The organism is Afipia dichlorophenoxyacetatis (genome assembly GCF_055386385.1).
The window spans coordinates 4,526,640-4,543,124 of the sequence record NZ_AP029250.1; the positions used below are offsets into that span (position 1 = coordinate 4,526,640).

At 59.6% G+C, this 16,485-nt stretch carries 16 protein-coding genes; 6 read left to right on the plus strand and 10 right to left on the minus strand.

Annotation, left to right across the window (positions count from 1 at the left end; translation table 11 throughout):
• Positions 1-951 carry a lipopolysaccharide heptosyltransferase I gene (waaC, locus tag ACZ5C3_RS21200; protein WP_464044794.1) on the minus strand — a complete coding sequence of 317 codons (951 nt, stop codon included), beginning with the start codon at positions 949-951 and terminating at the stop codon, positions 1-3.
• A gap of 191 nt (positions 952-1,142) precedes the next feature.
• On the opposite strand from waaC, the gene galE reads away from it, so the two are divergent.
• From galE to ACZ5C3_RS21215, 3 genes are all read left to right on the plus strand, one after another.
• A complete protein-coding gene (galE, locus tag ACZ5C3_RS21205) occupies positions 1,143-2,156 on the plus strand; it encodes a UDP-glucose 4-epimerase GalE (protein WP_464032763.1) in 1,014 nt (337 codons plus the stop codon).
• 123 nt (positions 2,157-2,279) lie between these two features.
• Complete coding sequence (locus ACZ5C3_RS21210; protein WP_464032765.1) at positions 2,280-4,082, plus strand: ABC transporter ATP-binding protein; 1,803 nt, start codon at positions 2,280-2,282, stop codon at positions 4,080-4,082.
• Positions 4,083-4,132: 50 nt separating this feature from the next.
• Positions 4,133-4,825: a fumarylacetoacetate hydrolase family protein gene (locus tag ACZ5C3_RS21215; protein WP_464032767.1), complete on the plus strand. Its 693-nt coding sequence runs from the start codon at positions 4,133-4,135 to the stop codon at positions 4,823-4,825.
• A 23-nt stretch (positions 4,826-4,848) separates the two neighbouring features.
• On the opposite strand, the gene ACZ5C3_RS21220 is transcribed toward ACZ5C3_RS21215, so the two are convergent.
• On the minus strand, positions 4,849-6,147 hold the full coding sequence (locus tag ACZ5C3_RS21220) for an amidase (protein WP_464032769.1): 1,299 nt from the start codon (positions 6,145-6,147) through the stop codon (positions 4,849-4,851).
• 174 nt (positions 6,148-6,321) lie between these two features.
• Between ACZ5C3_RS21220 and ACZ5C3_RS21225 the strand changes: the two genes are divergently transcribed.
• Entirely contained in the window at positions 6,322-7,203 is an 882-nt protein-coding gene (locus tag ACZ5C3_RS21225) for an alpha/beta hydrolase (RefSeq protein ID WP_464032770.1), read from the plus strand.
• Positions 7,204-7,362: 159 nt separating this feature from the next.
• A complete protein-coding gene (locus ACZ5C3_RS21230; RefSeq protein WP_464032772.1) occupies positions 7,363-9,012 on the plus strand; it encodes a rhomboid family protein in 1,650 nt (549 codons plus the stop codon).
• Positions 9,013-9,123: 111 nt separating this feature from the next.
• Here the strand turns inward: ACZ5C3_RS21230 and ACZ5C3_RS21235 are convergent, their stop codons facing one another.
• The 4 genes from ACZ5C3_RS21235 to ACZ5C3_RS21250 form a co-directional block, all read right to left on the minus strand.
• On the minus strand, positions 9,124-9,288 hold the full coding sequence (locus tag ACZ5C3_RS21235) for a hypothetical protein (protein WP_464044254.1): 165 nt from the start codon (positions 9,286-9,288) through the stop codon (positions 9,124-9,126).
• Between the two features lie 145 nt (positions 9,289-9,433).
• A complete protein-coding gene (locus ACZ5C3_RS21240) occupies positions 9,434-9,853 on the minus strand; it encodes a cupin domain-containing protein (protein ID WP_464032774.1) in 420 nt (139 codons plus the stop codon).
• 195 nt (positions 9,854-10,048) lie between these two features.
• Positions 10,049-10,255: a hypothetical protein gene (locus tag ACZ5C3_RS21245; RefSeq protein ID WP_464032776.1), complete on the minus strand. Its 207-nt coding sequence runs from the start codon at positions 10,253-10,255 to the stop codon at positions 10,049-10,051.
• A 244-nt stretch (positions 10,256-10,499) separates the two neighbouring features.
• Positions 10,500-10,709 carry a cold-shock protein gene (locus ACZ5C3_RS21250; protein ID WP_464032778.1) on the minus strand — a complete coding sequence of 70 codons (210 nt, stop codon included), beginning with the start codon at positions 10,707-10,709 and terminating at the stop codon, positions 10,500-10,502.
• A gap of 268 nt (positions 10,710-10,977) precedes the next feature.
• On the opposite strand from ACZ5C3_RS21250, the gene ACZ5C3_RS21255 reads away from it, so the two are divergent.
• Positions 10,978-11,214, plus strand: coding sequence for a transcriptional regulator (locus ACZ5C3_RS21255; protein WP_464044256.1), 237 nt, complete (start codon positions 10,978-10,980; stop codon positions 11,212-11,214).
• A 56-nt stretch (positions 11,215-11,270) separates the two neighbouring features.
• Here ACZ5C3_RS21255 and ahcY read toward each other — a convergent pair whose 3' ends face one another.
• The 4 genes from ahcY to ACZ5C3_RS21275 all read right to left on the minus strand — a co-directional run bounded on the left by ahcY (position 11,271) and on the right by ACZ5C3_RS21275 (position 16,435).
• Positions 11,271-12,695, minus strand: coding sequence for an adenosylhomocysteinase (ahcY, locus tag ACZ5C3_RS21260; protein ID WP_464032779.1), 1,425 nt, complete (start codon positions 12,693-12,695; stop codon positions 11,271-11,273).
• Between the two features lie 247 nt (positions 12,696-12,942).
• Positions 12,943-14,139: a methionine adenosyltransferase gene (gene metK, locus ACZ5C3_RS21265; protein WP_464032781.1), complete on the minus strand. Its 1,197-nt coding sequence runs from the start codon at positions 14,137-14,139 to the stop codon at positions 12,943-12,945.
• A gap of 54 nt (positions 14,140-14,193) precedes the next feature.
• Complete coding sequence (locus ACZ5C3_RS21270; RefSeq protein WP_464044795.1) at positions 14,194-15,537, minus strand: hypothetical protein; 1,344 nt, start codon at positions 15,535-15,537, stop codon at positions 14,194-14,196.
• A gap of 178 nt (positions 15,538-15,715) precedes the next feature.
• Positions 15,716-16,435, minus strand: a complete 720-nt coding sequence (locus ACZ5C3_RS21275; RefSeq protein WP_464032783.1) for a hypothetical protein — start codon at positions 16,433-16,435, stop codon at positions 15,716-15,718.
• Positions 16,436-16,485: the final 50 nt, after the last annotated feature.

Genomic DNA, 16,485 nt, shown 5'->3' on the forward strand with positions numbered 1-16,485 from the left:
TCAAACCGCGATCGGCAATCTCTCGGCGGCTTCGATCGCCCGCTCGAATGACGGGTACATCCCCTTCCCGCCAATTACAGTTATTGGTCCGTTTCCAACCGGCCCCGTGAGTCCGGGCTCGGTGGCGAGAAACACGGCTATCAACGGCACGCGATATGCCGCTGCAAGGTGAAGCAACCCCGTATCGACCCCAATCACCAGTGCGGCATTGGCGATGACCTTTGCCGTCGCATCGAGCGGCTGACGATCGAGAATACGACTTCCGGGAATCGCGGCAACGAGCCGCTCACAACGCAAGCGCTCACGCTCCGACCCCCACGGCAGCAAAACATCGAGACCTTGCGCGCGCAGCCACTTGCCGATGCCGATCCAGTCGACTTCACGCCATTCCTTGGGGGCCTTCGACGTTCCATGAAGCAGCACAGCGTAACGCGACGTTCCGTCCTTCGGCGGCTTGATCAAACCATAGTCGATCGCAGCATCGGGCGAATAGCCGAGACTTAATCCTGTCAGCAATCTGTTGCGCGTCACTGCGTGCTGATCGCGCGCGACCTTGTGCGTGACATCATAGAAGCGCGACGCGATCGGCTCGCGAATACTGGCTGCGTCGTAACCGTGCCTTTCACCTAACGCAATCCGCGCAATCAACGCCGAACGAATAAGACCTTGCGTATCGATCACCCTCTCCGCGCTCACCGAACGCATGCGTGCTTTGAATGCGGACAATTCGCGCCATGTCGACGATTGCAAAAGCTGGGAACGCCAGCGGCGCGTCGACACAGCGATCACATCATCAACAGCCGGATGAAGTTTCGCCAGCGGCGCGAATGCTTCTTCCACTACCCACGTCAAGCGAGACTCAGGAAAGTGCCGGCACGCATCCGTCATGGCGGGCATCTGATGCACCACATCGCCGAGGGAAGATGTCTTTATGAACAGGATACCGCGCATCGGTCCAACAAGCATGGAAATCAGGGTTAGGTGTTACATTTCGGAAACCATAAAGCAGGTTCCTGCCCGAAAAGCCACGAAATGAGCCCGAAAAGCTGGCCGCTTAATACTCCAATTCCACCGTTAGGCGGCACGATGCCGGCAAACTGAAAGTGCCGCATGTCGTGCCGGCTTCGACGAGAGATTGAAATATGACCGTACTTGTAACCGGGGGCGCAGGCTATATCGGCAGCCATACCGTTCGGGCGCTCGCAGACGCCGGCGAAAGCGTCGTTGTGATCGACAATCTCTCGACGGGCTTTTCGCATTTCCTTCCCGAGAACGTACCGCTGTTTATTGGCGACGCTGCCGACGAAAATCTTGTTGAAGGTGTTATCGCCCAGCACAACGTCGGATCGATCATCCATTTCGCGGGCTCCGTGGTTGTGCCTGATTCCATCCGCGATCCGCTCGGCTACTATCGAAACAACACCATGACGACCCGCAACCTGCTCAATGCGGCGGTGAGGTGTAACGTCAGCCGGTTCATCTTCTCGTCCACTGCGGCAGTCTACGGCAACCCGGATTTCATGCCTGTCCCCGAAGAGGCGCCGACGCGCCCGTTGTCCCCTTATGGGTCATCGAAGCTGATGACCGAAATCATGCTCCATGACGTCGCGAGCGCGCACGGCATGAGCTATGTCGTTCTCCGCTATTTCAATGTTGCTGGCGCTGATCCGCAGGCGCGTATCGGTCTTGCGACGGTCGGCGCAACCCATCTGCTGAAAATCGCGGTTGAAGTTGCCACCGGCCAACGCGCCAAGATCGATGTGTTCGGAACCGACTATCCAACCGCCGACGGAAGCTGCATTCGCGACTTCATCCACGTCACAGACTTGGCGCAGGCACATCGCGCCGCGCTGGCGTATCTCAATCAAGGCGGTCCCTCGGTGACGTTGAACTGCGGCTATGGCCGCGGCTATTCCGTGCTGGAGACCATCGAGGCGGTGCGCCGAGAATCGGGGCGCAATTTTGCCGTTCAGTATGCGGACCGCAGGCCCGGCGACATCATGACAATGATCGCGGACACCACACGTATTCGCACCACCCTGGACTGGACCCCGCAATACGACAGTCTCGATACCATCGCCCGCCATGCGCTGGCGTGGGAGGAAAAACTGCTCGGCGAGCGTGGAACCGAAGCCCGGCAGGCTCTTTCGGCGTAGTGCACAATTCGCTGAAAATCACTGTTTTTACTTGAATATTCGCCCCATAGCGGGCATTGAGACGGACGTTTCGCACAAAACCCTGACGGGCGCCGGTTGCGCTTGACCGTCAATGGAACGCGGATGACCGAGCTCCCAAGAAAAATTACCGACGATCCATATGGCGCCGCGGCGCTGATCCGCCGCCTGATTACCGAGCAGGGCCTCCAGCATTGGCGGCGCTATCTGGTTGCGTTTGCGCTCATGGCCGTCTCGGCCGGCGCGACAGCCGGTTCCGCCTGGCTGCTCGGCGAGGTGATCAACAAGACCTATGTCGACCGCAGCGTTCCTGGCATTGTTTCGCTGTCTCTCGTCATCATCGTGCTGTTCGCCGCCAAGGGCGCCGCGACCTACGGTCATAGCGTGATCCTGGCCCGGATCGGCAACGCCATCCTTGCCAACAACCAGCGCCGGCTGTTCGCCAAGCTGATGCGGGAAAACATCGGCTTTTATTCGGACCGCCACTCGTCCGAGTTCCTGGCACGACTGACCGCGGGCGCGCAGTCGGTCACGCAGGTCCTCAACCTGCTCATCACCGCTGTCGGTCGCGATTTCCTGTCGCTGGTGGGCCTTGTCGCGGTGATGGTGATCCAGGACCCGTGGATGTCGATCTCCGGCCTGCTGGTTGCGCCGCCAGCTCTGTTCTTCATCCGCAAGCTGGTGCGGCGGATCAAGCATCTCGCCCACGATCAATTCACCGGCACAACCGATATTCTGGAGACCATGCAGGAGTCGCTGCAGGGCATCCGCACCGTCAAAGCCTTCACCCTTGAAGACACGATGCAGGCGCGCATCGATAAGAGCATCGCGGCGGTCGAAGCCAACGCGAACAAGATGTCGCGGGTACAGAGCCGCTCCAGCCCGCTGATGGAAACACTTGGCGGCTTTGCCATTGCCGGTGCGCTGATGTACGGCGGCTATCGCGTCATCGCCACCGGCGCCGCGCCCGGACAGTTCTTCTCGTTCCTGACGGCATTCCTGCTGGCGTATGAACCGGCGAAGCGGCTCGCCCGCCTCAACATCGAGCTGAACAGCTATCTGGTCGGCGCCCGCAAGCTGCTCGAGATCGTGGATAGTCCAGCAAGCGAACCGGACGATAACAACAAGCCGGCGCTGACACTCACCAAGGCACAGGTCGAATTCCGCGACGTCACGTTTGCCTATCGTAACAACGAGACTGTCCTCAACCGCATGAGCTTTGTCGCCGAGCCCGGCAAGGTCACTGCGCTGGTCGGCCCGTCCGGCGGCGGCAAATCCACCGTGCTGGCGCTGCTGCTTCGCTTCTATGAGGTGAAATTCGGCGCCATTGTCATCGATGGACAGATCATCTCCGACGTCTCACGCCATTCGCTGCGCCAGCAGACCGCCTATGTCGGACAGGACGTTTACCTCTTCCGCGACACCATTCGCGAAAACATTGCCTTCGGCAAACCGGGCGCGACGGACGCCGAGATCATCTCAGCCGCCAAAGCCGCCTGCGCTCATGATTTCATCATGAGCTTCCCGCTCGGTTACGACACACCGGTCGGCGAACACGGTACGCAACTTTCCGGCGGCCAGCGTCAGCGCATCGCCATTGCCCGCGCACTGGTCAAGAACGCGCCGATCATCCTGCTGGATGAAGCCACGGCTGCGCTCGATTCCGAATCCGAAAAGCTGGTGCAGGAAGCGATCGAGCATCTGTGCCAGAACCGCACCACCATCGTTATTGCCCATCGCCTGCACACCATCATGCACTCCGATCAGATCCTGGTGGTGGAAGGCGGCCAGATCGTCGAGACCGGCCGGCACGACGACCTGCTGCGGCGTGGCGGGCGCTATGCCTCGTTCTTCCGTTTGCAGCATCGTGAAGCGCCGCCGCTAGCCACCATCGAGGCAAGCGCGTAAGGTCCCCGCCGCAAATCTCCCCCGTTTCCTTCCCATCATTCGGATTTCCCATGAGCGCCAGCGCCTTCGTCATTCCCGCACTTACGCAGCCGTCCCTTCCCGTCGCGGGAGAGGCCAAATCTTTCCCGGTGCGCCGTATCTGGTGCGTGGGCCGCAACTACCTCGAGCACATCCGTGAACTGGGCAACGACGAGCGTCAGCCGCCGTTCTTCTTCGCCAAGCATGCGGACATGATCGTCGGTGAAGGTGCAACGATCGCCTATCCGCAACTAACCAAGGATTTCCAGCACGAGGTCGAGATGATCGTTGCGCTGAAGAGCGGCGGTCAGAACATTGCGGCGGATAAAGCGCTCGACCACGTCTACGGTTATGGCGTGAGCATCGACCTCACCCGCCGCGACTTGCAGATGGCATCGCGCAAGAAGGAACAGCCCTGGGAAATCGGCAAGTCCTTCGACCAGTCTGCCCCATGCGGCGCGTTGCGCCCGGCCACCGAGATCGGCCATCCGTCGAAAGGCAAGATCTGGCTGTCGGTGAACGGCACCGAAAGGCAGAAAGGCGATCTGTCCGAGATGATCTGGAACGTTCCTGAGATCATCTCGAAGCTGTCGCTGCAGGTGTCGCTCGGCGCGGGCGACATCATCATGACGGGGACGCCTGCCGGCGTCGCCGCGCTGCAGCCCGGCGACAAGATCGAATGCGGCATCGACGGCATCGGGACCCTGAAGGTCGCGATCGCCTAAGGCAAAGACACGTAGCTGGCGGCTTAAGCCGCCAGCGCCTTCTCCACGGCTGCGGCCATCGCCAGCAGCGCTCGGTCATTACCATGACGGCCGATCAGCATCAGTCCGCACGGCAGGGCATTGCCGAACTTCATCGGCAGCGACACGCCGCACACATCAAAGAAATTCCAGATCGAGGTGTTGCGCAGCGCCTGCACATTGCGCTTCAGATAAGTCTCCTCGACAGAAATCTCGTGCAGCGTCGGCGCCACGATCTGTGTCGTTGGCATCACCAGCACATCGACCTCATCGAACACCTTGTCCATCTCGGCGATGGCAATGGCGCGGTCGCGCATGTTGAGGATGTAGTCCGCCGCGCTGGCATCCTTCGAGCGCAGCAGCCGCGCTCGCACATTCGGATCGACGCCCTCGCCCGCGTCCTTGAGCAGGTCGCGATGGATCGCAAAAGCTTCAGGCGGCGCAATGCCGCCACGCTCGTTGATCGCGTACATCTTGCTCAACGCACCAAGCGTCACGTCCTTGCCAGACTTCCACTTGGATGACAGCTTCGCCAGCGCCTGTGGAAATGTCTTGCCGACGATCTCGTCGAGCCCTTCGATCGGAAGGCCCTGGGCAAAGCCCGCACGAATGCTGCCGATCTCGCGCGACTCTAGCGGAGCCGGCGTCTCGTCCGCAATCACGGCATCGGTTGCGGCGCATTCCGCGACGCTCTTCGCCAGCGGCCCGATGGAGTCCAATGTGAACGACAGCGGAAACGCACCTTCGCGCGAGACGCGCTTTACGGTCGGTTTGAAGCCGACCACGCCGCAGAAGCCTGCCGGAATGCGCACGGAGCCGCCGGTGTCGGTGCCAATGGCGATGTCGCCGATACCGTCAGCCACCGCGACGCCAGCGCCCGACGACGAACCGCCGGGCACGCGCGAACGATCCGCCGGATTGCCCGGCGTGCCGAAATGCGGATTGGCGCCGAGGCCGGAGTAAGCAAATTCCGTCATGTTGGTCTTGGCGACGATGACAGCACCCGCATCGCGCAGCCGCTTCACGACCACTGCGTCGTTGGCGGCGGGCTTGTTGCGCGTCGCCAGCACGCGCGACCCTGCGCGGGTGACTTCCCCCTCGACGTCAAACAGATCCTTGACGGTGAAAACCGTGCCGTCGAGCAGCCCGAGCGCCGAGCCTGATTTCGTACGCGCGTCGGCGGCATCGGCGGCCTTGCGGGCCGCATCGGCATAAACCGTGAGGCAGGTACGGCTGCCTTCGCCGGCAGGATCATTGATGCGCGCAAGGGCTTGTTCGAGGCGGTCTCGGGAGGATGTCGTCATGATGAGCGTATGTCCGGGAACGAAGAAAGGTGGGACTTTCTGTTAGCGCATTTTTGACTGCAACACCCGTGGATTATTTGGGGGCGTACCATGCCAATACTGCTTCGAAGACACTTCTCGATGCTGGCTCCATCGGCCATTCTCTGGTTCACTTTCCCCTGTTGAGGCCTCACCATGCCCTCCTCCGAAATCGACGCGATCCGTGCTCTGCTGGTAGCCAAAGCCCGGCCTGTGGGATGGGCGCAGCGACGTGAGCGGTTGGACGAGATCGGCTCGGTCTGGCCCGTTGCCGACGACATCAAACTCTCAAGCGTCGATCTCGACGGCGTTCCTGGCGAATGGTCAATCGTCCCCGATAGCGACGAGACACAAGTGCTGCTGTTCTTTCACGGCGGCGGCTATTGCTCGGGATCGATCAAAAGCCATCGCCGCATGGTGACGGAAGCCGGACGCGCGGCGAAGGTTCGTACCTTGGCACTGGGCTATCGTCTCGCGCCGGAACATCCGTTTCCCGCCGCGCGCGACGACGCCATGGCCGCGTGGCGCTTTCTGCGTGCGCAAGGCTACGCGCCCTCGCAGATCGCCATCGGCGGCGACAGCGCGGGCGGCAATCTCACGGCCGTGCTGATCAACCAGTTGCGCGAACAGGGAGAGCGGCCTGCCTGCGCGTGGCTGGTGTCGCCGTGGACCGATCTCACTATGTCGGGCAACTCGCTCGCGACCAAGGACACAGTCGATCCGATCATTCACAAGGGCTACCTTGGTGAACTCGCTGATGCGTTTGTGCCTGCAGGCATCGCGCGCAACGACCCTCGCATCTCGCCACTGTTCTCAGATCTGCACGGTTTTCCCCCGACGCTTATTCAAGTCGGCTCGCACGAAACGCTGCTTGATGACGCCACGCGCTTCGCGGCCGCAGCCGGCGCTGCGGATGTGGACGTGACGTTAGAGGAGTGGCCGGAGATGATTCACGCCTGGCCGCTGTGGAACGCTCACCTCGAACCAGGCCGCCGCGCTCTCGCGCAGGCAGGTGCATTCATCCAGCGTCACATGTGAACGCCCTCTCACCGCCAAACGACAACACCAACACGACAATCGCAATCCGCTTTGCGGTGCAGCATGCCCCTTCATCGCCATGTCAACGAATTGTAGAATGACTAATCCACAACCGTGTGGTTCCATGTCGCAGCGCCGACTGTGATCTCTGGAGTATCGATGTCCGACCTTGGAAGTCTTCTTTCTTCGATAAAAATACCCGTCGCCTCCCAAGACACCTTCTCCACCTATCTCGCCAAGCAATTCATCGCCAAGAAGGGCTTCAGCGCCGCCTTTGTCCCTGAACTGGCGCCTCTCACCGCTGTCTGTGACAGTGTGTTGACGTTTAGCGACGGTATGACGTTTTCGATTCTGTGTCTGATCGACCGCGAGGCGCACCCGGGCAAATTGTTCGACGTTTCTCTGCCGGATGTTCAATCCATCGGTGAAGCGTGCCTGAAATATGCAGGCAAGATCCGGCGCACGCAGATGCCGGTGTTAATCAAGATCATTGAAGTTGGCCCGGGCTCAGAGGATCAGCAGTCGCGCCTCGCGCAGTTCAAGCGGAAATCCCTGACGTCCAAGGTGGTGCCCACCGCCATGGTCGTGAACACGACATCGGGAGAGGTATGGGACAGCCGCAAGACGCTGTTCTCCAAAGGGACTTACGTCAAGTTTGTTGAAAAGCTGCTCGCTAATCCGCGTGATCCGGACTCCGCTCTGGTGCCACGGATCGTCGCATCTTCTGAGCGCTCATTTCCGATCCTGACGACACTAATCCTCGCACTGCTCATTGGCGTGTACGCCATCGAAGTTCAGTACGGCGTCTCGTTCGGCAAGGACAAGCTGTCGCCGACGATCGCAACCCTCATTGCACTTGGCGGAATGTCAGGATCACTAGTGCATCAGGCCGGCGAGTGGTGGCGGCTGCTTTCCGCACCGTTCCTGCATGTCAATCCGGCGCACCTGCTGATGAACGCAGTGGGACTGTTTATCGCCGGGCGCAAACTTGAGCATCTGGTTGGGTCCGCATGGTTCGGCGCAATCTATGTGGTGTCCGCCCTTTGCGGCGCTTTTGCCTCGCTGGCATTGAACTCGCCCAGCCTCATCACTGTGGGCGCGTCCGGCGCAATCATGGGACTATTCGCCGCGATGCTGGTCCTCAGCTATCGGTTTCCGCCGGGAGCGATCCGCAACGATCTACTCAAGAATGCGATCTACGTTCTTATTCCCTCGCTGCTGCCGCTAACCGACGTAGCGAAAGGTGAGAAAGTCGACTACGCCGCACATTTCGGTGGCGCAGTGGGCGGTGCGATCATCGGATTTCTGCTTCTGAAGATCTGGCAGGACCAAGACACCACACCGCGCTTTGCGCGATACGCGATGGCTGTCGGGTTCGCGGGACTGATTGCATTCGCGTATCCCATCGTGCCGCTGGTCGATAAATATCCGACCATGGCATTTGCAGGCCAGATGATACCTGCTGATAAGGCCCCCTCATCTACAGCCGCATTCAATGCCCAGCTGGCCACATTGTCCGCGAGCTATCCCCGCGACCCGCGCGTGCATCTTGCCGCCGCAAGCAAATTACTCGACGCGCATGATTTGGCGGGCGCCGAGCAAGAAGCCCGACTTGGGCTGGCGGAAGAAGCCATCTGGCGCCCGTTGTTCAAGGAGGCAACACGATGGAGTTTACGGACAATCCTCGCACTTGCCATCGCCGAGAAGGACCCGCAGCAAGCCAAACAGATTGCCCGCCCGGTGTGCGATGCAGACAAGGACGGCCGATATGGCCCCTACCTCAATCCTGCAAAGCTGTGTGAACCCTGATCAATCGCCACCGCATTTGTCGCAGCACGTCTTGGGATTTTACAGGACCGGACTGGAGCGCTCCTCGAAGACGTGAGGAGCGATCAGCGAGCGCGAAGATCTGTCGTTGGATCACCACCGCACTGTCTGGCTCGGCACGATGAACGATGCTTGAGTGGCTGGCCTCGGCTGTTCGAAGTAAATTCGGACGCCCGCCAAAACGATGATCGCTAGAGCGAGCGCTGCGATCAATTCGATCAATCGCTGGTCGTGCCAACCATCGCCTACGTTGCGCATTGAAGATAACTCCGCGTGCGGACGGCAAACCAATGCACGCGAAGATGACAAAGTTCCCAGCGCAAACGCAGCAAAGCATGCTGCGACGCAGGCATTCGTTGAGTTTAACTGTGTTTTACCGGGCGGAGACTGCGGCCGCTCACCTCTAGTTCTTGTCCTTCAACACCACCGTGGGCTGATCCTTTTCGCGGATGTCGATCACCAACAGTTTGAGGGGATCCGAACCGGTGTTAATGCCGCGATGCCATTGGCCGACAGCTTCGAGGATGAAGTCGCCGGTCTTAAAATCTTCGGTCTTCCCTGTGTCGTCGTTAATGACACGAAGCGATCCTGCCAGCACATAGCCGTAGCGTGGAAAGGGATGTTTGTGTTCTGGCAATGCGGCGCCGGCTGCAATCTCATAGGTGGACACGACAACCTGCGCATCCTTCTGCGGCAGGACGATCGGCTGACCACTGGACGTTACCGTCGTTGACAGCACGGGCTTCACCACCACCTGCTGACTCTCCGCATGCAGCGGTGCCGCGAGCAACATCAGGCCAGGCGCAATCAACATAGACCTCATCTCAGTATCTCTCTCAAGATCACGCGAAAACTTATCGCGCGCCAATAGTCTGGAGGATTGTTACTGGCGTATATATGACGCTGTACAAGAGCTGCCATCACGGTTCGTTGTTCGATGATCAAAAACAAAACCCCGGCGCGAGCCGGGGTTTTGTTAGAAGTATTTCATAGGGCACCGGCATACCCGGCGGTTTCATCACAATGGCCGGCTGAGTTGGTCTTCCGTCACAACCCGTTCAACATTGTCGGTCTTGCTTCTGATGCGATAGCGGATGCGCCCATCAGCTTCGATCGGCATGCGCGCAATGACAGTGTAGACGTTGGAGCGGATGTTGTCGGCGCGGCCTTGCGGCCCCTGATGCTGGTGAAAGACGTCGTCGTCCTTGGAGAAAATGTGCGCCATCCGATTCGTCCTGTTAGCTGTTCTACTTTCGCGGATGTTTATCACTCCTTGCGAACAAAGGGGGACAAATAAACGCCCTGCGTGCAGGCAAACAAGGCCAGTGCGGAAGAAACTCGACAAACAAAAACCCCGCCACTGCTGACGGGGTTTCATCAAATCGTTCCAGTACATCCGTGAAACGACTTTGAGCCAGCTTAAGGAACGTCATCCCGGTACATCCGCGGAATGCCGTCCGAACTGCCTATTAGATCAGGGAGAGATTTTCTGCGCTGACCTTACCGCGCATCTTGTCGGTCTTGATCTCGTAAGAGACCTTCTGACCTTCGGCGAGACCTGTCAGGCCTGCACGCTCGACTGCGCTGATATGAACGAACACATCGGTGCCGCCATCATTCGGCTGGATAAAGCCAAAGCCCTTTTGGCCGTTGAACCACTTCACTGTACCTGTTGTCATTCTGCTCTCCTTTAGGCGCACGCATGCGCGTTTCCGCGCAACATCGCGCGAACCTATCCAATTTTCAGCGATGTCTTTGGAAAGGGGCCTAAGGCGCTTTAACAAAAAGCAATGCCAGCAATCGAACATGCCTACAGTAATAGGTTGTGCTGTGAAAGCAAGGATTCAATTGTGTTCAATCAGGGGCTGCAGTTCCCCCTTGCCCTCGTAATACGGCCCGGAGCCCCCATATATATGCAAAGGGCGGCGACAAACGAAAGCAGGCGCGATGATAAAACAGCCGACTGTCTCCCAGCTTGCGCGTGCCGAACGCATGCGTATTGCCGCTGAAGCCGGCGCTGAGGCGCGCGCCCATTTTCAAGCCCAGGACATTGCGGTCCGAAAGAATATGGAGCGGCTGCGCGCGATGCGTCTTGCCAAAGAAGCCGAGGCAGCCAGCGCTTCACCGGACCCTGCACCCAAACAACGTGTCGTTAAGAAGAGGCGCCCCAAATCGTTCGCATAAGTTTCCATAAAAAAACGGCCCGGACATCCGGGCCGTTTTCTTTTCATGTCACATGATCAGTAGCGGTAGTGATCCGACTTGTACGGACCTTCCTGCTTCACGCCGATGTAGTCGGCCTGATCGCGGCGTAGCTCGGTGAGCTTCACGCCGATCTTGGCGAGATGCAGCCGCGCGACCTTTTCATCCAGCGACTTCGGCAGCACATAGACTTCCTTCTTGTACTTGCCATCCTTGTTGTTGGCGAACAGCTCGATCTGCGCCAACGTCTGGTTGGTGAAGGACGCCGACATCACGAAGGACGGATGGCCCATCGCATTACCGAGATTCACGAGACGGCCTTCCGACAACATGATGATGCGGTGCTTGTCGGGGAATTCGATCTCGTCAACCTGCGGCTTGATGTTGGTCCACTTCAGGTTACGCAATCCGGCGATCTGGATCTCGTTGTCGAAGTGCCCGATGTTGCAGACGATGGCGCGATCTTTCATCGCGCGCATATGATCAACGGTGATGATGTCCTTGTTGCCGGTAGCGGTGACGAAGATGTCGGCGATCGGTGCCGCATCTTCCATCGTCACAACCTGATAACCTTCCATCGCAGCCTGCAGCGCGCAGATCGGATCGACTTCCGACACCATCACGCGGCAGCCGGCCTGACGCAGCGAAGCCGCCGAGCCCTTGCCGACGTCGCCGAAGCCAGCGACCATCGCGACCTTGCCCGACATCATCACGTCGGTGCCGCGGCGAATGCCGTCGACCAGCGACTCGCGGCAACCATAGAGGTTGTCGAACTTCGACTTGGTGACAGAGTCGTTGACGTTGATCGCGGGCCACAGCAGCGTGCCGGCTTTCTGCATATCGTAGAGGCGATGCACGCCCGTGGTGGTCTCTTCCGAGACGCCCTTGATCGACTTGGCGATCTCCGCGAAATAGCCCTTCGGCTTTTCCTTGAGCTGCTTCTTGAGCAGCGCGAAGAACACTTCCTCTTCTTCCGAACCGGGCTTGTCGAGGAATGCCGTGTCGCCGTTCTCCGCCTTCAGGCCGAGATGGACATACATGGTGGCATCACCGCCGTCATCGAGGATCATGTTCGGATGGCCGCCGCCGTGCCAATCGAACAGCTTTGCGGTGTAGTCCCAGTAATCAGCCAGCGTTTCGCCCTTCACCGCAAACACCGGAATGCCGGCGGCGGCAATCGCCGCGGCGGCGTGATCCTGCGTCGAATAGATGTTGCACGAGACCCAGCGGATGTCGGCGCCGAGCGCCTTCAGCGTTTCGATCAGCACACCGGTCTGAATTGTCATGTGCAGCGAGCCGGCAATGCGCGCGCCCTTCAGAGGCTGCTTGGGGCCGTATTCCTCGCGCGTCGCCATCAGGCCGGGCATTTCGGTTTCGGCCAAAGAGAGTTCCTTGCGGCCGAAATCGGCAAGGCCGATGTCGGCGACGATGTAGTCGGTAAAACCGGCGGGTGGTTTGGTCATGCGATCTTTCCTGCTGTGCGCCCTCTCCCATTCGCGGGCAAGGGCTGAGAAAGGGCCGGCATTCACCGGCCCGTGCGTTCTTGAATGTCGTCAGCAACACTCTTCACGGCGCGAAATGCACCACCCTCCTCTCGCAAACGAGAGGAAGCGAAGAGCGGCTAGCTCATGATCCGATGAGACGGAATCGGATCATGAGCTCATCTTTTGTTTAAGCATGACCTCGTCGGAAAACCGGTCATGCTCTCGCTCAAACCGCGCGCTTGAGCGCGTCGGCGAGATCGGTCTTTTCCCACGAGAAGCCGCCATCGGCATCCGGCGTGCGGCCGAAGTGGCCGTAGGACGACGTGCGCGCATAGATCGGCTTGTTGAGATCGAGGTGCTTGCGGATGCCGCGCGGGGTGAGATCCATAGATTCCGCAACGGCCTTCTCGAGCTTGTCTTCGGAGACCTTACCGGTGCCATGGGTGTCGATGTAGATCGACAGCGGACGCGCAACACCGATCGCGTAGGAGAGCTGCAGCGTCGCCTTGTCGGCGAGGCCAGCGGCAACGATGTTCTTGGCGAGATAGCGCGCAGCGTAAGCCGCCGAGCGATCGACCTTGGTCGGATCCTTGCCGGAGAATGCGCCACCACCGTGAGGCGCCGCACCGCCGTACGTGTCGACGATGATCTTGCGGCCGGTAAGACCGGAGTCGCCATCGGGGCCGCCGATGAAGAACTTGCCGGTCGGGTTGATGTGCCAAACGGTCTTGCCGTTGATCCAGCCTTCCGGCAGCGCCTTGCGCACATACGGCTCAACGCGCTCGCGCACCTGGTTCGAGGTCATGTCCTCGACGAGGTGCTGATGCGAAACGACGATCTCGCGCACGCCGACTGGCTTGCCGTTTTCATACTGCACGGTGACCTGGCTCTTCGAGTCCGGACCCAGCACCTTCTCGATGCCCGAGTGACGCGCTTCCGAAATCAGGCGCAAAATCTTGTGCGCGTAGAAGATCGGCGCCGGCATCAGCTCCGACGTTTCGTTGGTGGCGTAACCGAACATGATGCCCTGGTCCCCAGCGCCTTCTTCCTTGTTGGTGCCGGGCTGCAATGCATCGACGCCCTGCGCGATGTCAGCCGACTGCGGGTGCAGCAGGATATCGATATCGCAGGTGTCCCAGTGGAAGCCATCCTGCTCGTAGCCGATATCCTTGATGGCGTTACGCACCACCTTTTCGATCTGATCGTTGGTGACTGACGAAGGTCCGCGGGTTTCACCCGCGATCACGACCTTGTTGGTGGTGGCGAGGGTTTCGCATGCGGCACGGATCGCCCATGGATCGATGCCGGCCTTTGGCCCTTCACGGTAGAACAGATCGACGATCTCGTCCGAGATACGATCGCAGACCTTGTCCGGATGACCTTCGGACACCGATTCACTTGTGAACAGATAAGACGCGCGCATCAACTATTCCCTTCAAGATGGACCCTTTGGTCCGTTCGAATTTCAACCAGATTCCTAATCACGACGACGCGAGATGACGTAGGACTCATCAAAGAACCAAAGACCGTTATGCTTGCGCAGCACGTCCCTGGTGGCATCAAGGTAACGGCCGCTTTGGGTAACGTCCGTCAGACGGTCGTCTTCGACCTGAGCGACATACACCGCCGCATTCCATGCTGCAAAGGCCGTGGAGGTGCCGATCGGCCCCATGACCTCGTTGGGCAAGGCTTCCATATCGTACCGGAAGATCGAGCGGTTATCCGCATACGCGTTAAAGTTAAGCTCGCGCCCCGAGGAGCCGAGCTCGTACTTCACGGCGCGCAGCAGCTCATGGCGACTAACAGCGAAAGGATTTTCTCCCGGCCAGACCGATTGCACAATCTCCATGCCGGGATCGTTGCCGTAAGAATGAATCCCGATCAAACGCCCTCCCGCACGCAGCGACTTTGCCAGCGGTGCGATGATGCGCTTGGCGCGGAAATTGAGCGACGATTTGGCGCGGTACGGTTGCGAAGCAATCACAAGATCGAAATTGGCTTCGACCCGCCCTGCCCGCGGAATGATCGAATCCAGCAGAAAGCGATGGTCTTCGCGGTAAATCACCAGCGCGATCGGCCGCTCATAGACCGGCATGCCGGAACGGTCGCTGACGCTGGCGCGCCAGTTCTCTTCCAGAAAAGCCTGCAAATCCGTGATCTGCGCTTCGAATTCACCGGACGATGCACCCTGCAGCGCGACCTCGCGCCAGATCATGCCGGCGGCCGCGGTTGGCGATTTCGGCGCGAGCCAGGGAGCCTCCGCGTAATTCATATTGGTGAGAACGAATACCGTAGCCGGGTGCTCGAACAACCGATCGGGGACCTTGTCCAAGGTCAGCCGGACGTCCTCCAGGCTGATTTCCTTGCCCGCGACATAGAACGGCATGTTTGGAAACCGCATGTGCATTGCGCGCATCACGCGCGCCAGCACTGTTCCGTCTCCCACACCGGCGTCGAACACCCGCAATGCGGGCGGCCGCGGGTGAATGCTTCCCAATTCCAGTGCCACGCGCTCCGCGATCACCCGCTTCTCGCCGCAGGTATGGACGAACAGCAGATATTTTTGGCGGTTCTCGAAGAAACGGAAATTGCCGGTCGGATCGCGGCGCTCGATGGGCGGTTCCGGCACGGTGATGATCGGCGCGCCATCCCCAAGAAAACTTCTAATCCGCTCCAGCGTATCCACGGTAATGCGCTTGCCCTCGCGCAACCGATGCACGAGCTTCCCGTCGTTGACCGCGCGGCGGCCAAACGTCGATTCCGCCATTCCTGCCTGACGGCAGTATTCGGAGATCTGAGCCAGGAGCTGGTCGTTTTTCATCAGATCAGTGGGCAGCATTTGAGTGGGCAGAAATTAGTGGGCAGAAGTTATCTGCCGCACGCTTCCTACCACCATCTGCCCACGATTAAAACTACCCGCCTCAAGAAAGTCGGGGGCGGCCGGGCCAAGTGGTCCGATTCCAGCCACCCCCAAGTCGGCCAAAATCCAGCCTATTAGGTCAGGTAAACTTCGCGTTGCTGATGTCGATCGAGACCATCAGCGGGTCGAGCACCGGGCGATGATCGGCGCCCCGCGTGTAGGCGCGGCGGGTCGAGGGCAGCCTGATGCCATCGGCTTCGATGTAATCAAAAACAAGCTGAGCGCCGGGGAAGCCACCCGCCACATCGAGATCGTAGTCGTGACGCCGGAGCAGGAAATCCTCGCCGAAATAGAAGTCCTGAATATCGCTATGCGTTGCGATCGACTTTGGGAAATGCGCGCGGACCACGCGCCACGTCTCGCCGCCTTCGCGCCAGGGCGCAAGTTCTGACACTTCAACGCCAGGCATGGTGAGAAGAAACGGCGTGGTGAGATACGTCCACAACGCGTAGCCGTTGAAATACGCCCTGTGCAGAAGATCCCACGGCGTCAGCTTCTCATGCCCCGCGAAGGACGCGCGCGGATTGGCACGCTCAGCCACAACTGTCCCATCGAGTTTTTCGATGGCAATGCGATCCGGCGTGAACCATGTACGCTGGTCCGCTGCGCCATACGGCGTGACAGAGGCGATTTCCTCATGCAGCCAAACGCTCATGCGCCGCGGATTGGGATCCTGCACCAATCCCTTCATCCCCCACAGAGCGCCGCCGCTGACAATGGTCGCCTCCACCTTCGTAAACGACGTCCAGCGCTCCAGTCCGCCATGCGCGGTCACGATCTCTGCAAGCAAGTTCTTCATGGCTCGGCTCCATCCCGTTTGACGTGCCAAAACCCTATTCTCTTGCCCGA